The sequence below is a fragment of the Nitrosomonas sp. Nm33 genome, assembly GCF_900107265.1.
Lineage (GTDB): Bacteria > Pseudomonadota > Gammaproteobacteria > Burkholderiales > Nitrosomonadaceae > Nitrosomonas.
Genome location: NZ_FNPJ01000064.1, coordinates 1 through 16867, shown reverse-complemented (window position 1 = coordinate 16867; position 16867 = coordinate 1). Strand labels below are relative to the sequence as shown.

20 protein-coding genes are annotated in these 16867 nt (G+C 41.2%); 13 read left to right on the top strand and 7 right to left on the bottom strand.

Going from position 1 to position 16867, the window contains the following annotated elements:
- The 7 genes from BLV54_RS11795 to BLV54_RS11765 all read right to left on the bottom strand — a co-directional run.
- Positions 1 to 404 (bottom strand): IS5 family transposase (locus tag BLV54_RS11795; protein ID WP_143032488.1); only part of this gene is annotated, 404 nt, incomplete at its 3' end.
- Positions 405 to 473: 69 nt separating this feature from the next.
- Positions 474 to 785, bottom strand: coding sequence for a cysteine peptidase family C39 domain-containing protein (locus tag BLV54_RS11790; RefSeq protein ID WP_143032499.1), 312 nt, complete (start codon positions 783 to 785; stop codon positions 474 to 476).
- 17 nt (positions 786 to 802) lie between these two features.
- Complete coding sequence (locus tag BLV54_RS11785) at positions 803 to 1174, bottom strand: hypothetical protein (RefSeq protein WP_090571862.1); 372 nt, start codon at positions 1172 to 1174, stop codon at positions 803 to 805.
- Positions 1175 to 1351: 177 nt separating this feature from the next.
- Entirely contained in the window at positions 1352 to 2224 is an 873-nt protein-coding gene (locus tag BLV54_RS11780; protein WP_090571861.1) for a hypothetical protein, read from the bottom strand.
- 444 nt (positions 2225 to 2668) lie between these two features.
- Entirely contained in the window at positions 2669 to 3325 is a 657-nt protein-coding gene (locus tag BLV54_RS11775) for a response regulator (RefSeq protein WP_090571860.1), read from the bottom strand.
- 418 nt (positions 3326 to 3743) lie between these two features.
- The gene (locus BLV54_RS11770) at positions 3744 to 4007 is read right to left on the bottom strand and encodes a hypothetical protein (protein ID WP_090571859.1); all 264 of its coding nucleotides are present in this window, start codon (positions 4005 to 4007) and stop codon (positions 3744 to 3746) included.
- A gap of 25 nt (positions 4008 to 4032) precedes the next feature.
- Positions 4033 to 5241: an ATP-binding protein gene (locus BLV54_RS11765; protein ID WP_090571858.1), complete on the bottom strand. Its 1209-nt coding sequence runs from the start codon at positions 5239 to 5241 to the stop codon at positions 4033 to 4035.
- A 638-nt stretch (positions 5242 to 5879) separates the two neighbouring features.
- Here BLV54_RS11765 and BLV54_RS11760 point away from each other — a divergent pair.
- The 13 genes from BLV54_RS11760 to BLV54_RS11700 all read left to right on the top strand — a co-directional run bounded on the left by BLV54_RS11760 (position 5880) and on the right by BLV54_RS11700 (position 16769).
- Positions 5880 to 6176 (top strand): hypothetical protein, encoded by a 297-nt coding sequence (locus BLV54_RS11760; protein WP_090571857.1) that lies wholly within the window; start codon positions 5880 to 5882, stop codon positions 6174 to 6176.
- 260 nt (positions 6177 to 6436) lie between these two features.
- Positions 6437 to 7525, top strand: a complete 1089-nt coding sequence (hisC, locus tag BLV54_RS11755) for a histidinol-phosphate transaminase (protein WP_090571856.1) — start codon at positions 6437 to 6439, stop codon at positions 7523 to 7525.
- A 30-nt stretch (positions 7526 to 7555) separates the two neighbouring features.
- Positions 7556 to 8143, top strand: coding sequence for an imidazoleglycerol-phosphate dehydratase HisB (gene hisB / locus BLV54_RS11750; protein WP_090571855.1), 588 nt, complete (start codon positions 7556 to 7558; stop codon positions 8141 to 8143).
- 26 nt (positions 8144 to 8169) lie between these two features.
- A complete protein-coding gene (gene hisH, locus BLV54_RS11745; protein WP_090571854.1) occupies positions 8170 to 8820 on the top strand; it encodes an imidazole glycerol phosphate synthase subunit HisH in 651 nt (216 codons plus the stop codon).
- Between the two features lie 80 nt (positions 8821 to 8900).
- Entirely contained in the window at positions 8901 to 9647 is a 747-nt protein-coding gene (hisA, locus tag BLV54_RS11740) for a 1-(5-phosphoribosyl)-5-[(5-phosphoribosylamino)methylideneamino]imidazole-4-carboxamide isomerase (protein ID WP_090571853.1), read from the top strand.
- 92 nt (positions 9648 to 9739) lie between these two features.
- Complete coding sequence (gene hisF / locus BLV54_RS11735; protein WP_090571864.1) at positions 9740 to 10516, top strand: imidazole glycerol phosphate synthase subunit HisF; 777 nt, start codon at positions 9740 to 9742, stop codon at positions 10514 to 10516.
- Positions 10517 to 10560: 44 nt separating this feature from the next.
- Positions 10561 to 10950, top strand: coding sequence for a phosphoribosyl-AMP cyclohydrolase (gene hisI / locus BLV54_RS11730; protein ID WP_090571852.1), 390 nt, complete (start codon positions 10561 to 10563; stop codon positions 10948 to 10950).
- Positions 10947 to 11276, top strand: coding sequence for a phosphoribosyl-ATP diphosphatase (locus BLV54_RS11725; protein ID WP_090571851.1), 330 nt, complete (start codon positions 10947 to 10949; stop codon positions 11274 to 11276). Before hisI ends, BLV54_RS11725 begins: the two co-directional genes overlap by 4 nt.
- Positions 11277 to 11627 (top strand): histidine triad nucleotide-binding protein, encoded by a 351-nt coding sequence (locus tag BLV54_RS11720; RefSeq protein WP_090571850.1) that lies wholly within the window; start codon positions 11277 to 11279, stop codon positions 11625 to 11627. It begins immediately after the preceding gene.
- 26 nt (positions 11628 to 11653) lie between these two features.
- Complete coding sequence (gene tatA / locus BLV54_RS11715) at positions 11654 to 11896, top strand: Sec-independent protein translocase subunit TatA (protein WP_090571849.1); 243 nt, start codon at positions 11654 to 11656, stop codon at positions 11894 to 11896.
- A 119-nt stretch (positions 11897 to 12015) separates the two neighbouring features.
- The gene (gene tatB, locus BLV54_RS11710; RefSeq protein ID WP_090571848.1) at positions 12016 to 12420 is read left to right on the top strand and encodes a Sec-independent protein translocase protein TatB; all 405 of its coding nucleotides are present in this window, start codon (positions 12016 to 12018) and stop codon (positions 12418 to 12420) included.
- A 70-nt stretch (positions 12421 to 12490) separates the two neighbouring features.
- The gene (gene tatC, locus BLV54_RS11705; protein ID WP_090571847.1) at positions 12491 to 13273 is read left to right on the top strand and encodes a twin-arginine translocase subunit TatC; all 783 of its coding nucleotides are present in this window, start codon (positions 12491 to 12493) and stop codon (positions 13271 to 13273) included.
- A gap of 169 nt (positions 13274 to 13442) precedes the next feature.
- On the top strand, positions 13443 to 16769 hold the full coding sequence (locus BLV54_RS11700; protein ID WP_090571846.1) for a mechanosensitive ion channel domain-containing protein: 3327 nt from the start codon (positions 13443 to 13445) through the stop codon (positions 16767 to 16769).
- Positions 16770 to 16867: the final 98 nt, after the last annotated feature.

The window sequence follows — 16867 nt, the reverse complement described above, 5'->3', positions numbered from 1 at the left end:
TCAACTGGTAAACCACAACCATCAACCGCCAAATGAATCTTTGTAGTGTTACCCGCACGGCTTTTCCCGATGGCTTGCGGCTCTTGACCTACCGCCCCCGCACTATGCTGATGCGCTTTAACGTAGCTGCCATCAATAAATTCCCACTCCCAATCTGGATCAATAATCAGTGCCTTGAAAATTCTGTTCCACTTGTTACTTAATGACCAGGCATTGAATCTCTTGTAGATGGAATTCCAGCATCCAAACACCTCAGGTAAGTCTCGCCACGGACAACCAACCCGCATTCGGTATAGCATACCTTCTACTGTCATGCGCAAATTGCGCTTGTTATAAATCGCTTCTTGAAGCAGAATTTTCTCCAGCTTCGACCAGAACTCATCGCTGAGCATCAATCGGGGCATCGCAAACTCGTTTTATTGGTGGTGTGAGAACACCTCAATATTACGAGTTTGCTTCTATTTATGAAATACTTATCTCAAAACGTCAACAGACCCTAGTACTTTGATTTTTTCCTGATCACCATACTGGAACATGTCAACAAATACACTTTGCTCATTGACCTTGTCGTTATAGTGGAAAGTCAGCAGACTTGCTAATGCTGCCGAGCCACAGCTGTAATCAAACTGCTGTTTGTAAACAGTTTTAAATTTCATCTCTGCGAAGCTCTTCACTGAGACATTAAAGTTTCCTCCTCCTGCAATTCCATTAAGATCAAGAGAGCTGGCGTTGCCACAAACTGCAGCCAAACTGAGCAAAGCATATTTAGTTAAGAAACGCTTCATATCATTGCCTTTCGCCATTAAGGCATGATGGTGACATTCACGATCGTTGAATCCTGAATGAGTACATTGTTGCCAGTGTTTTGAATCACGGAGAACATGCCGGCTGAATTTGCAAAGGCGCCGTGGTCAATAATATTGGCGCCTGTGACATTATGATTCGCTATATTGCCCGTTAGGGCTGCTTGCACATTCATGTCATTAATAGTGGTCAAATCAAATCCACCCCGTGCCCTTTGATTTTCCAGTTCTTCTAACATGACAACCTCGATTTGCGAAAGGAATGTTTTATTTTGCTGGTCATGCGTTAAATCGGCTCTGGTTGCCAGGCTTTGTAATCCAACAAGCAGGAGGAGCGAAGATACGCAACGCTTTAAAATAAAAGTTTCCATGATTATTAATCCTTTTTAACGAGACCAGTGAGTGATTAGGTACCCACTGGTAGGTCATACTGAGGATGGAGGATACGTAACGCTTTAAAATAAAAATTTTCATAATTATTAATCCTTTTTTACGAGGCCAGTGAGTGATTAGGCACCCACTGGCAAGTCATACTGAGTTAAGAAAAGTTAATGAGGATTAACAGTTACGTTTCCTTGAAAAGACACTTCTTGCTGGGCCAAAGAGCCGTTACCTGAGTTTTGTACATTTTGATTAATGCCGGCAGAGCCATTGAACGCATTCGCCAAGTGGTTACCAACTGGTAAATTGGCAGCAAGAGCTGCTGAGTGGTTTTGTGCAGTAGCACTAGCACCTTGACCAGTGACAGTTCCTGACAGGGAAGAAATATTTACTTTGAACTCGGAGCGAGCATCTCCGCTACTAGAAGCGGCACTGCCAGTTCCAATAGCATTAGGGTTCATAAGAGTGTTAGTAGCAGTACCATTACCGCCTACTGCTGCAGCTCTATCATGAGCATCGGCTTTGGTAGCGTTAGTAGTAGTGTTAGCAGTAGTCGTTGCGTCACCATTACCGCCTACTGCTGCAGCTTTATCATGAGCATCGGCTTTGGTAGCGTTAGTGTGAGTAGTAGTCGTTGCGTCACCATCACGACCAACTGCTGCTGATTTGTCATTAGCTTTGGCCCAGCTATTTACTTTGGTAGCGTCAATAGTAGTCGTTACGTCACCATCACGGCCAACTGCTGCTGCTTTGTCATTAGCCTTAGCCGAGCTATCTACCCTGGTAGTGGTATCGTTATCATTTTTGGTCACATCGACGGCTTTATTGAAGCTATCATTAATTCTTACATCTTTGTCATTTCTGGTGGCATCGATGGCTCTATTAAAGCTATCTGTTATATTGTTAGTGACTGGCTTAGGGGTAGGAATTGGCTGTGTTTGGCTATTTCCCAAAGATGGGGTTGCTGCAAAAGCTTGGCCTGAAGCACCGAAAATAAGAAGAATGCTGGCAATCATGATTTTTTTATTAAATTGATTCATTTTATTTCTCCTTAGAAATTGAATTTCTAGTTCTATTAGAATGGTTTTGCTTCACCATCATCTGGTTTGGCGATTACATTCTGGTATGGCAAGCAATAAAAAAAATAAGCGCTAGCCTTAATTTCCTATAAGGAAAATCTTTAAAAATGAAGTAATTGATTATTGCGAAACTACTGTAGCGTCAGAGTAGGTATTTCTGGGCTTGAGGAAACTTTGTTACGACGGTTATGCTGCGGAAACCTAGATATGATCTCTGAAATCAAGATAAAATTAAGCAATATCATCAACTTACTATGAGACAAGTTGCCATTGGCGGCTTAAGGTGTGACAGATATTTGGACGACAAATGCCTTTGGTTTGCTTACTTTATTGAGGTTAGTTTTGCCAGAGAATTGGAAGCACCCGCGCTCCTCTAATATTAGGAAATAATGGGGATGGCAAGCGTTACGCTTGAATGACATTACAGTTAATAGCGAGACGAACAAGTTGAGATCTATTTTTTAATTTTAATTTCTTCATGATGCTTGCCTGATGGACACCAACAGTTTTTGGACTGATAGAAATCATTTCTGCAATTTGCACTACTGAATTTCCCTCCGCTATTAGTTTAAATAACTGGAATTCACGCTTGGAAAGCACATCCAGGGGATTTTCAGAAGGTTTGCCGCCCCATTTATCAGTAAGTAAATTAGAAGCCAACTCTTGATCGATATAGACGTGCCCCTCACTTACCTTGCGAACCGCTTTTAGCAATTGTTCGAGGTTACTTTGCTTGGTAATGTAGCCGGTTGCTCCCATATTCAGCGCGCGCTGGACCATGATTTCATTGCTGTACATGCTGAATACTAGAATATTGGCAGCTGGATTTTTTATTTTGATACGATGAATAGTCTCTAATCCATCTATTCCTTGCCTGTCTAGATTTAGATCAATAATGGTCACATCGGGTTTATGCTCTTGATGAAGGAGACAGCCAGTTTCTCCATTATCAGCATCAGCTACTACATGAATATCTGCAGTACTTTCGAGTAGACGGCGATATCCATTGCGTACTACTGGATGGTCATCAATTAATAAAACTGTAATTGGCTTTTCTCTCACAATTCGAGCCCCTCTACTGTTTTCAGTGGAAGCCTAACGTGAATTTTTACACCATTCACTGCTGAGCTTGGTGAAGTTAGTCCACTATATCTCATGATCACTTATACTTATTTTAATTTTTACGTTTCTAAAGTCTTAACCCACAGGCGGATTCAACCTTGAATCTGCCTGCAAAGATATACTAAGTAACCTTAGGTTGTGAATCATGACTCAAGTGAGTTTAATTATGGTTTGGGTATATTTTGGGGCATTGGGCACAGTAATAAAATAAGTATAGAGTTTAATTTTATCTAAGGAAATTCCTTAAGAGCGTAATAAGCGAGGTAAGAATGCTAGATGACTGGAGAAAATAGTCTTCTTGCAATGGGAGCTAAAATCAGAGTTTAAAATATAAAAACAAAAGTGTGCGTAGAATTATTTACATTTCATATAAATAACATTGCAACTCATTTGCAACCGATAGCAGGGGAGCGAGTTGGATGGAATGTACTGCAATTTCAGTTTTTTCTCCTACGGCTGTGATGAAAGATGCTAGTTTTAGTGCGGATAGAAAATATTTCATTTCCGCAATTTGTATGAATGAATTTCCTTCCGCTATAAATTTTGAATATCTGGAATTCTCATGTGGTAAACGCATTTGATAGCTGGCGCGTACTACAGGATGATTATCCATCAGTATCATTTAGCGACTCATTTGAGCCGAGCCGCTAAAGTGCATCCGTTTTTCTTCTTCTGTTGGAGGAGTCAAGTGGAAACTTTGCGTGAATCTGTGTTCCATGGCTTGGAATGCTGCGAACAAAAAACTTACCACCCGCAGCGATTGCTCGTTCACGCATTCCCAGCAGCCCTAATCCATGAGGTACTTGATTGACATCGTAACCTTTGCCATTGTCTTCTACGCTTAGTGACAGAACGTCATCCGCAGGGATTGCCCCAGTTTTGCGATGCAAGTGTATCAGAACCGAGTTAGCTTGGGCATGATTGCGAACATTGTTGAGCGCCTCTTGAACAATGCGAAATGTGGTGATATTAATGAGCTCGCTGAGATTGTCAAATTTACCTTCGAACTCTAGTTCGAGCGTGATGTGAGGATTGTGGGTAGTCCACTGTTTTTTAAGTTCAAGTAACGCATCTTCCAGCCCCAGCGTGTCCAGGAGAACAGGACGTAATTGACACAACATATCGCGCATCGCGTCATGCATTTTTTTTATGCATTCTTTAATAGCTTGAGCGCTGATATGAATGGCTGAATCTTTTTCCGAGAAATAGGCAATCGTTTCTGTTTCTGCGTGTATGGCTGTAAGCCACTGCCCTAGTTCATCATGTAGCTCGTGCGCGAGAAGGCGTCGTTCCTCTTCCTGTATCTTGAATAGATTCTGCATCAGCCGACGGTTTCCGTGTAATAATTCTTGATTGCGATCGGTTGTTTCTTTGATAAGGTTGATATTGGTCATTACTGTGTGGCAAATATCGGCATCTTTTATGACTAAACTTTCCAACCGTATGTGAATTGCTTTGTTGAGCGACCCTTTGATCCTCAGTTCAGTGACGGTGTTAGTGGAGGAATTGAAAGTTTGTTGCAGGTAGTTAAGAAATCTATCATTGTCGTCTTGAACAATGTAACTTAAGAAAGACTTGTTCAAAATGAACTCATGCTCCTTACCGAGCAGGGTAGATCCGGTTAGGTTGATTGCTAGGATATTCCCGGCTTTATCTAGTATAAGATAGCCTACTGGAACATTATCATAGAGAGCAGCATAGCGGTCGTGTGTTTCTTTTAGCTGCTGTTGCACATCCTTAAGTTTGCTGTTTTGTTTCTCTAATTCCAACCGATGTGCTTGCAGTTGGGTAAGAAGTTCTATTTTACTGTGGATTTCGCTGTCATCAGTTTTTATGGAATCCTGATTTTTATTCATATTATCCCCTTATTCGATAATAGCAATAGCGATTAAATGGACTGCTTTGCCTTACAATAATAGTAGCGATCTAATTCCTCCTTTCTTGCTTCTCACTATCTACACAAAGTAATTTCGTAATTTCGGCTACATCCCGTAATGCTAGAGCAGTTATCGATACCCTATGCAGGTGAGCATACCTTGTTTGGCTTCTTTGCGGTGGCCTCCTGAATTATAATTTTGTTTAAAAATAAGGTAGTGACTTTTTGATTGTTTGGTCACGAGCAAAACCTTGTTTGTAATTTTTGTTCTAATAGCTGGTGGCATACTAATCTATTTAAGATTCTGCATGATAGCAGCACTTCAAATCCGAATTAAAGAAGCTTGGATACATGATTGTGACAAGCGAGTAGTATTTATTCATTATCATTTTAGAATGATGGAATATATTAGATAAGTATTTTATTTCTATACAATAATTGATTGAAATACGAGATGAAGCTTTGACTAAATCAGACGCTTGAGCCCATTTAACTGAGGAATACAAGTTGATTGATGATCAGCTGTTTAGGTATTATCGCGAATAAAAGAAATTGGAAAGAGATTGACTTGATCATTCATTTGATTTATCCGACAAACTCATAAATTTACTGACATCAGTGGGTGCATTAATTTTTTATACGGTAGTCTATTTTCTTGGATACTTTGCTACACATGGACTTAATCTAATAGCAGGTCGACTATTATTCAATCGGCGGATTGCAGGACTGGTGGGTGTATTCTTTGTGGCGGTATTCCATGGTTACAAAATTATCAGTAGTCCCTTGCCAGCAGGGGAGGAGATGGATGCAGCAACTTATGCGCTTGGTTATTATGTAATTTTTCCTGTCGCAGTCATTGTATGTATTTTTTGGTATATAACATGGCAAGAGAAAAAAGATAATGAGCCGTCGTAAAAAAGAACTGATAGACTTTGTCATTGAATAATTCAAGAATATAAAAATTTTTTAACACTCTTTTTAATTAGATATAAAATGAATAAGTATCTAATAAAGAGATTGAATACTAAATGATGATCTATCCATTGAAGTTGGCAATTTGATTTATATAACATGTTAGTCGATATCAATCCTCCAATTTAACTTGCTGCGATTAAATGCTTTACATACTTCTTGTCTTTCAAGCTTGAATTTCCAGTTACCCTTGATCAAATAGCATGTCCAATTTACTCAAAAGTATCATCCGCCCGGAAATTCTTGCGCTTTCCGCTTATCATGTTCCTTCTGCAGATGGAATGATAAAGTTGGATGCAATGGAGAATCCTTATACTTTGCCTTTGATTTTGCGAGAAGAAATTTCTCAATTGGCAGAGGATGCCCATATTAATCGTTATCCTGATCCTAGTGCCACGTCACTTAAGGTAATACTAAGAAATACCCTGTCCATTCCTTCTGAAATGGCGATTATGCTGGGAAATGGATCGGACGAGATCATTCAGGCCATTGCGCTTGCTACGGCTAAACCAGAAGCAGTGCTGATGGGTGTTGATCCCGGATTTGCCATGTTTCGTATCATTGCTACTTTTTGTGGCATGAATTATGTGGGAGTGCCATTAACCGCTAATTTTTCTCTTGACTTGGATGCCATGCTTGCCGCTATTTCTCAACACCGGCCTGCAGTTATTTTTCTGGCTTATCCGAATAATCCCAGTGGTAATTTATTTGATCCTCAGGCAATCTGTCGTATTATTGAGGCTACTCCAGGCATTGTCATAGTCGATGAAGCCTATCAGGCATTTGCCGATGCAACTTTTATGGATATGCTCACTCAATATCCCAATTTATTGCTGATGCGTACGCTCTCAAAATTAGGATTGGCTGGGTTAAGATTGGGGCTGCTGGTTGGGCGGCCTGAATGGCTGGCACAATTGGAAAAGCTGCGTTTGCCCTATAATGTAGGGATCATGACACAATTGATAGCGGAGAGAATATTTCAGCATTATGATATATTGTTGGAACAGGCTGCAGCCATTAAAGCGGAGCGAACTATTTTGAGAGCCCGCCTGGCAACGATGGAAGGTGTTGAAGTTTTTCCATCAGATGCAAATTTTATTTTATTTCGTCTTAACGAGGCTAGTCGGATTTTTCAAGAACTTCAGCAGTACGGTATATTAATCAAAAATCTTGATGGTACACATCCATTATTAAAAAATTGCCTGCGCGTCACAGTAGGTACTTCTGATGAAAATACACAATTCTGCAAAACACTTCGTCGCATACTCGATAAACCATTGCAATTAGCCTGATCGTATATAATCACGAAACAGAACTTCTCTATGCGTCAAGTCCAAGTTACACGTAATACGCTGGAAACTCAAATTACTGTCGAAATCAATCTGGATGGTAGTGGTCAGGCGATACTAGATACCGGCGTACCTTTTTTTGATCATATGCTTGATCAGATCGCGCGTCATGGCATGATTGATCTGAAAATAAAAGCAAAAGGTGATTTACATATCGATGCTCATCATACTGTGGAAGACATTGGTATCACCATGGGACAGGCGCTAGCCCAGGTGTTCGGGAATAAAAAAGGCATACGCCGCTACGGGCATGCTTATGTGCCGCTCGATGAGGCATTGTCAAGAGTGGTAATTGATCTATCTGGTCGCCCTGGCATGGCGTTCCATGTTGAATTTGTACGTGCACGTATTGGTGAATTTGATGTCGATCTGGTGCATGAATTTTTTCAGGGTTTAGTCAATCATGCCATGATTACCTTGCACATAGATAATCTCTCAGGTAATAATGCGCACCATCAGGCAGAAACTATTTTTAAGGCATTTGGGCGAGCTTTACGCATGGCGTTAGAGGTAGACCCGCGTGCTATAGATTTGATTCCTTCCACAAAAGGTTCTTTGTAAACTTCTTCTTTTTTTTCAAATCAAGTATGACTGATATCGCCATTGTTGATTACGGAATGGGTAATTTACGTTCGGTATCTAAAGCGCTCGAGCATGTTGCGCCCACTGCTTCCATTGTCGTAACCAGTGATCCAGCTATTGTCCAAAAAGCGTCACGCGTTGTTGTTCCTGGTCAAGGGGCGATGCCTAATTGCATGCGTGAGCTGACGAGTCATGGATTAAAGGATGTTGTGCTGGAAGCAGCCAGAAATAAACCTTTTCTCGGTATCTGCCTAGGTTTGCAAATGTTGTTTGATGAAAGTGAAGAAGGAAATGTAAAGGGTTTAGGAATCTTGCCTGGCAAAGTGCGTCATTTCTCGCATGATGCGATGATAGATTCGGATAGAAATAAGCTCAAAGTTCCTCACATGGGCTGGAATCAGGTACATCAAACAATCCAGCACTCGTTATGGAAAGGTATTGACAGTGATGCACGCTTTTATTTTGTTCACAGCTATTATGTGGAAGCGATCAATCCGGAAATAACAGCTGCTTATACGCTTTATCCAACTCCATTTACGTGTGCGATTGCTAAAGACAATATTTTTGCTGTTCAATTTCATCCGGAAAAAAGTCAGCTGGCGGGTTTGACGTTATTAAGTAATTTTACCAAGTGGGAGCCGCATTCCAGTCGTTAATACAATCTAATTTAATATACATTACCTATGGTTTTTTTCAGTTCGCTACTTTTATTCTCAATTATTTATCCTGACAATATATGCTGATTATTCCTGCAATAGATATTAAAGATGGACAATGCGTACGTCTTAAACAAGGAGTCATGGATGACGCAACTGTATTTTCTGAAAATCCTGATGCTATGGCTCGGCACTGGTTGGAACAAGGCGCGCGTCGTTTACACTTAGTCGATTTAAACGGCGCATTTGCTGGTAAACCAAAGAATGAATCAATTATTCGTACTATTGTTAAGGCAATTAACGGAAGAATTCCGATTCAGCTTGGCGGAGGGATTCGTGATCTGGAAACCATCGAGCGTTATTTAGATAATGGCATTAGTTATGTCATTATTGGAACAGCTGCAGTGAAAATACCCGGGTTTTTGCATGATGCGTGTTATGCCTTCCCTGGTCAGATTATGGTAGGGCTTGACGCTAAAGATGGTAAGGTGGCAGTGGACGGTTGGTCTAAAGTCACTGGCCACGACGTTGTGGATCTGGCGAGAAAGTTTGAAGATTATGGGGTCGAGGCGATTATTTATACTGACATCGGTCGTGACGGCATGCTTACGGGTATCAATATTGAGGCAACTATAGCGTTGGCGCGGAAACTGACTGTTCCGGTGGTTGCCAGTGGAGGCATTACCAATCTGGATGATATTAAGACACTTTGTGAAATTGAGTCAGAAGGTATAATGGGTGCGATTACTGGTCGCGCTATTTATGAGGGTATGCTGGATTTTAAAAAGGCACAACTATTGGCCGATGAACTAAGTGCAATGGTCTGACGAAAAATAACATGACGTCGTGAATAGAATTGAAGTCTGTTCACATGTTTCCTCCCTCTTTTTTATTCGATATTGTAAAGGTCTCTGGATTCATGGGTCTTGCCAAACGAATTATTCCGTGTCTTGATGTCAACAATGGACGTGTTGTCAAGGGTGTTAATTTTGTTTCACTTCGAGATGCAGGTAATCCTGTGGAAATAGCGCATCGCTATGATGAGCAGGGTGCTGATGAGCTTGTTTTTCTGGATATTACTGCCAGCTCAGATAATCGCGATTTGATTCTGCATATTGTTGAAGAAGTGGCAGCTCAGGTCTTCATTCCGTTAACTGTCGGTGGAGGGGTACGTAAGGTTGATGATGTTCGCCGGCTGTTAAATGCAGGCGCTGACAAGGTCAGCGTCAACACTTCTGCGGTGCTTAATCCGCAGCTGGTAGAAGATGCAGCGAGTCATTACGGTTCCCAATGCATCGTTGTCGCAATAGATGCCAAGCAAGTCATGGACGATAAACATAATAGTCCACGCTGGGAGGTATTTACTCATGGGGGGCGTAATGCAACAGGGCTTGATGCGATAGAATGGGCCAAAAAAATACAGGCGCTAGGTGCTGGTGAAATTTTACTGACTAGCATGGACAGAGATGGCACGCGCCACGGCTTTGATCTGGCCCTGACTCGCGCCATTTCTGACGCAGTCGATCTACCGGTAATTGCTAGTGGTGGAGTAGGTAGTTTGGATCACCTTGTTGAGGGTATTCTGCAAGGGCATGCTGATGCAGTACTGGCGGCCAGCATTTTTCACTATGGTCAACACACGATCCAGGAAGCCAAGCGATATTTAGCAAAACATGGAATTGAAGTGCGTCTGTAATATGCAAATAGAGTTTCGATAATCTCTTATTAAAATGAACTTTTATGTCGGATGCTTGGCTAAATAAAATAAACTGGTCTGCAGAGGGGTTAGTACCCGTCATTGCACAAGATGAAAAGAGCGGTAAAGTATTGATGGTAGCCTGGATGAATAGAGACACTATCAAATTGACTGCCGAGACAGGTGAGGCTGTTTATTGGTCACGTTCCCGCAAAAGAATTTGGCGGAAAGGAGAAGAATCTGGTCATGTGCAGAAGGTGAAGGCAATTTACCTGGACTGTGACGAGGATGTGATATTACTTACCGTGGAGCAAGTGGGAGGGATTGCATGTCACACGGGCAGGCAGAGTTGTTTTTTTAATAAATTGGAAAGAGATCAGTGGGTAGTCATAACGCCTATTATTAAGGATCCGACGAAGATCTATAAGCAATGATTGATTCATCTATTCTTTATCGTTTGGCAGAAACTATCGAGGCGCGTAAAAGCGCTGATTCCTCCAATTCTTATGTGGCAAAACTGCTCACGAGTGGTCAGGATAAAATACTCAAAAAAATTGCTGAAGAAGCAGCGGAAACTATCATGGCTTCAAAAGATGGAAATGCAGCACATCTTGTTTATGAAATCGCAGATTTATGGTTTCATTGCCTAGTATTACTTGCGCATCATGGATTAAAACCCGAAGATGTACTGCACGAATTGGAGCGACGAGAAGGTACTTCGGGTATTGAAGAAAAACTTTCGCGTAAAACAGGACAATAAATGGAAGAGTGTATTTTTTGCAAGATTGTAAGAGGAGAAATTCCTGCCAACAAAGTATTTGAAGATCAAGATTTTGTTGCATTCCATGATATTCATCCGGCTGCACCAGTCCATTTCCTCCTGATACCCAAGCAACATATCAATTCATTATATGATGTGGGCGAAACGGATCAACAGCTATTGGGAAAAATGTTATGGTTGGCTCCTCGTCTGGCAAAAGAGCAGGGATGTGCAAACGGATTTCGTACGATTATTAATACAGGACGGGTAGGCGGGCAAGAAGTGTTTCATCTTCACATCCATATTATAGGAGGAAAAGACCGTTTGCCCACGATGGTTCATCATGGGTAATAAACCGTTTATTAAGAGGGTAAACAATGGGAACATTTAGCATTTGGCATTGGCTAGTAGTGTTAGCAATTGTCGTGCTAGTTTTTGGTACAAAGAAGCTCCGGAATCTGGGCAATGATCTTGGCAATGCGGTCAGAGGATTTAAGGAAGGCATGAAAGGTGCTGAAGAGAGTAATACAAGTAATACATCTTCTTCCTCTCAGTCTCAGCAGATCACTCATCGCTCTGTCGAAGCAGAAGCCAAAGAGAAAAATGAGATTAAATTATAATATCACCGCATCGCATAAGGCAGGCGATATCGGTGAGTACTATCACTGAAGGATGCAAATCAGCAGTTTCTTTCGATATAGTTCCTTCGGCAAAGTAATATGTTTGGGGGAAATGAAGTATGTTTGATATCAGTTTTGCAGAAATGCTCGTCATTTCGATGGTGGCATTGATTGTAATCGGACCAGAACGACTTCCTCGAGTAGCGCGTACGATAGGGCATTTACTAGGACGTGCACGACGGTATGTCGATAATGTCAAGAATGATATTCGCCACGAGATAGAACTCGATGAATTAAGGCGTTTTAAAAATTCTGTACAGGAGACGACTCACTCCATCGAAGAAGCAGTAAGGAAGGAATTTGATCAAATAGAGACAGCTGCCGGTATAAACGCAGCAGAGAAGATAAAAGACCCGGCGCTGATTGAGATCGAGCAAATTAGCGTTCCCACAGAAAAGACAATTGCTGTTCAGAGTCAAACTCTGTCTTCACAACAGACTTCTGAGTCAAATAAAAGTACTTGAAAAGTTTCTTAATAACGTAACTGTCAAGTTTAACAATACCTATTCACCTAGTCTGATTCATCATGAACATATGAATGACGAGAGCACCTTTATTTCACATCTAGTGGAATTACGTACCAGGTTAATTCATGTATTTTTTGTGTTGGTACTTGGTTTCTTACCCTGCGCCTATTTTGCGCGCGATCTTTACACCATCCTGGCGCAGCCTTTGCTGGAGAAGCTTCCATTAGGTGGGCAAATGATTGCAACAGCTGTCACCACACCTTTTTTTATACCTATGCAAGTGGCTCTGATGACAGCGTTTTTGATGACCTTACCGCATACGCTTTATCAGATTTGGGCTTTTATCGCGCCTGGACTGTATTCCCATGAGAAGCGCCTGTTTTTGCCACTCGTTATTGCCAGCAGTTTATTGTTTTTCGTAGGTATGGCATTTGCTTATTTGGCCGCATTACCCCTAGTATTTGAATTTATTGTTTATTTTGCACCTGAAGGGGTGGCGGTTATGACCGATATCGGCGAATACCTCGGTTTTATCCTCACCATGTTCTTAACCTTTGGCATTACTTTTGAAGTCCCTGTGTTCGTTATAGTGCTAGTTCGGACAGGCGTCATCTCGTTGTCAAAAATGAAAGAAGTACGTCCTTATGTTCTAGTAGGTGCATTTGTGATAGGCGCGATTTTTACGCCTCCTGATGTAATTTCACAGTTTATGCTGGCAATACCGCTCTATTTACTTTACGAATTAGGTATATTGCTCGCTGGTTTATCGAGTAAACCTGCAAATCCGATTCCGGATCAGCAGCTTGTAAACAACGCAAATAAACCGGTTATTAATGAAAAAAACGATTAGATCCAACGCAATAAGATCATCATTACTTATTCATCTTTTTTAATGCTTTTATTTTTTTACCTGGCTAGCATCGCCCAGTAGATACAAATTTCCAGCGGTTGTTTTGAATTGCTCTAGAATTTTTTCATTTTTAGAAATCTTGAGCAAATCCATCAAAAAGTAGGTATTCATGATTAAATTACTTTCTATCATCTTTTTTCTATTCTGGATCGTTACAGGCGCTGAGTATACTCAGGCAGATGAATTCGCTAATCAACTTCAGGTAATCCAGACTAAGCTTGAAACGCTGAATAGTGGGGAAGAAACGCCGCAAAAAAAGGAACTTAAAGAGATTTATCTCAATACTCAGCACGTTCTACTTGACCACCAGGAATACCTCAAGAAAACCCAACTTTATTCGCAACAACTAAAGGAATATCCACAGCAGCTCGAAACACTTAAAAAGCAGAAAGAGCAGAAAGACAAAACTATTTCGACCCCAACTGATGTCACAAAGCTAAAAGGATTATCTTTAAGCGAAATAGAGCAACAGCGTGTTATCACTCAAGCAAAATTGTCAGAACTACAAAATCAGCAGCAGAAACTGACTTCCGAAATCGGCACGCTTCGTCAACGCGCCATTAAGATTCAAGAAGAATTAGATGCAACAAGCAAGGTGCGTGCATCATTGACAGAAAAAATGTCTCTGGCGAAAGACATGTCTGATGAGAAAATTGCTGATGCATTTAAGATTCACCAGGAATATCAGAATCAAGCACTGACAGACAAGATTCGCATGCTGGAGATGGAAGTTTTAACCTTACCTAATGCTATTGAAATTGCTACCTTACAGGAAAAGCTGATACTTAAGCCAGAGATCGAAATGTTGGTGCAGAAGGTAGAATGGTTAACCAAGCAGATTAACCTGAAAAGAAAAACCGAGACTAAAAAAATTGTTGAGAGATCTGAACAGTTGCTAGGTGAAAGTAAATGGCATCCAGCACTATTCAAGATGGTTAAAGATAATGAAGAGCTTGCTGCCAAGCTTAGTGACTATGCTGCGCGTGCGACCAAATTGGTGGTGCAAACAACACGTCAAGAAAACCGACTTAACCTTATTACTAAGAACTATGCAACACTCCAGCAAAGACTCGAATTCCAAGAGGAAGATGAAGAATTAGGAACCGAGATCAGGAAACAACTAAAGCAAATATTATCTAAGCCGAATATAAGGCAAACACAAAAATTATTAAGTAGTGCAAAACTAGAATTGTTCCAGCTTGAGCAAGAAAAGCTGGAAATGACGAATGATAAAGTTTATTTCAAAAGAATGACTGAAGGTTATGCTATTGATGAGCAAACACCTTCTTACCAGGAAATAACAGAAGGGTTCCAGGAGCTTAAAGATTCCCGTTTACATATCATCGATCAATTTCTAGAAATATTGCATTCTTATGTAAAAGAGTTAGAGCTTTATGCTTCGATTAAGAATCAATTGCTTGAGAAAATCAATCAATTTGAGCTTTTACTCAAAGAAAACTTGCTGATCACGCGCAGTGCAAAACCGATCGATTTACACATAAAGAATGATCTCAGCGATGCAGCCGCCTGGTCTGTTTCCGACAAGACGCAAACAGCGCTAGCAAATACTATCGACAAGGTATGGCTGCCAGTTTTAGTCGTTCTAGCCTTTTCTTTATCGATCAGCGTGATTTTTAGGCGGATTTACTGGCCTCGCTATTTACGTTGGGAAGAAATCGGTGAAGAAGCTTGGGGGAAAGTCAATCAAGACAAGGCACGCTATCCTATCGGAATGTTGTTGTTCGTAGTTATTCAATCTTTAGTGACTTCCTTACCATTTCTACTGATTCATCTAATTCTGCAGCACAGTATGAATACAGAAATGAGCCATGCGTTTTCTCTTGCTTTTTACGTCGCTGCCATCACGGTTTTTTTCTGGCATTTTCTTCTTCAGCTTTGCCGACCAACCGGATTATTCATTGCTCAGTTCCGATGGCATGCGGACATGGTCGATAAAATGTACCGGGATATCAAATTTTATGCACCAGTGATACTTGTATTAAGTGTCATTATTGCTTTTACAGATTGTCTTGCGGATGACATCGTACGTAACAGTATTGGAAGAATTGCTTTTATGCTGCTCTGCATAGTGTTGGCGATATTTGCTTTAGGCTGGATGGCTATCACACCTACTGGAAAAAAGCTCTATAAAGAGAAAAGTTTTACTTTAATTCAGAATCCCAGGTTGTGGATGTTACTTCTTTTCGTGCAGCAGGTGTACATGATTGTCATGGCAGCAAGAGGCTATTATTTCGCTGCATTGTATCAAAGTATTCTGATTTTCCAGTCAGTCACCTTGATAATACTTTGTAGTCTGATTTTTTTCCTGGGTTACCGCAGCTTATTAATTGCCCAGCGTAGAATTGCTTTTAAAAGAGCAATTGCCAAACGGGAGGAAATGCTTGCCCATCGCGCAACTACTGGAAAAAGCGAGGTTGAGTTCGTGGATGATAACTACATTGATATCGAATCAATTAGCACACAATCAGCTACCTTATTGAAAATAAGTGTGTGGGGATTGCTGATTAGCAGCTTAAGCGTCATCTGGTTCGAGATGCTACCGGCACTGGGATTTCTTGAAGATATTATTGTCTGGCGAACCTCAATTATGAGGGATGGTGAAGCGGTCGTGCGCTTGATCACGTTGGAAACATTGCTGGTGGCATTGATCATTCTGGGCTTGGTCATGGTGGCTGCTCATAATTTGCCTGGTACGCTGGAGCTCCTGGTTTTGCGGCATTTATCCTTGAATACAGGCACCGGATACGCTATTACTACGCTACTCAGATATGCGATTATCATTATCGGAGTGATGGTCACATTCCAAATGCTCGGTATGGAGTGGTCCAATATCCAATGGCTGGTTGCAGCACTGGGTGTTGGATTGGGCTTTGGCTTACAGGAAATTGTAGCTAATTTCGTATCAGGGTTAATCCTGCTGTTTGAGCGTCCTATCAGAATAGGTGATCTTGTCACATTGAATGATGTGACCGGTACAGTCAGCAAAATTAATATTCGTGCGACAACTTTGATCGATGCTGATCGAAAGGAAGTCGTGGTACCTAATAAAACATTTATCACCCAGCAATTGTTAAACTGGACTCTCAGTGATCAGGTCACTCGTATCAAAATACCCGTGGGCATTGCTTATGGATCAGATTGTGATAAGGCCAGAGAATTGTTACTGGAAATTGCCAGAAATCATCCCTTGGTTCTACGCGAGCCGGAGCCTGTCGCCTTATTTACAGCATTTGGGGCAAGCTCGTTGGATTTCGAGTTGAGGGTTTATGCGGGTCAGCTTTCGGATCGATTAGATCTGCATCATGATTTGAACATGGAGATCAATCGTCGTTTTACTGAAGAAAAAATTAACATTGCATTCCCGCAACTGGACATTCACCTACACCGGGGAAGTAATAAGGAAATAGCTGAGTAAGTAACGTGAGTTCGACATAAGAATCACAACCCTACAAGTGGAAGAGCTTGAGTGAATCTGATATTAAGTGAAGGTTTCTTCTCGCGGAACGTGTAAGC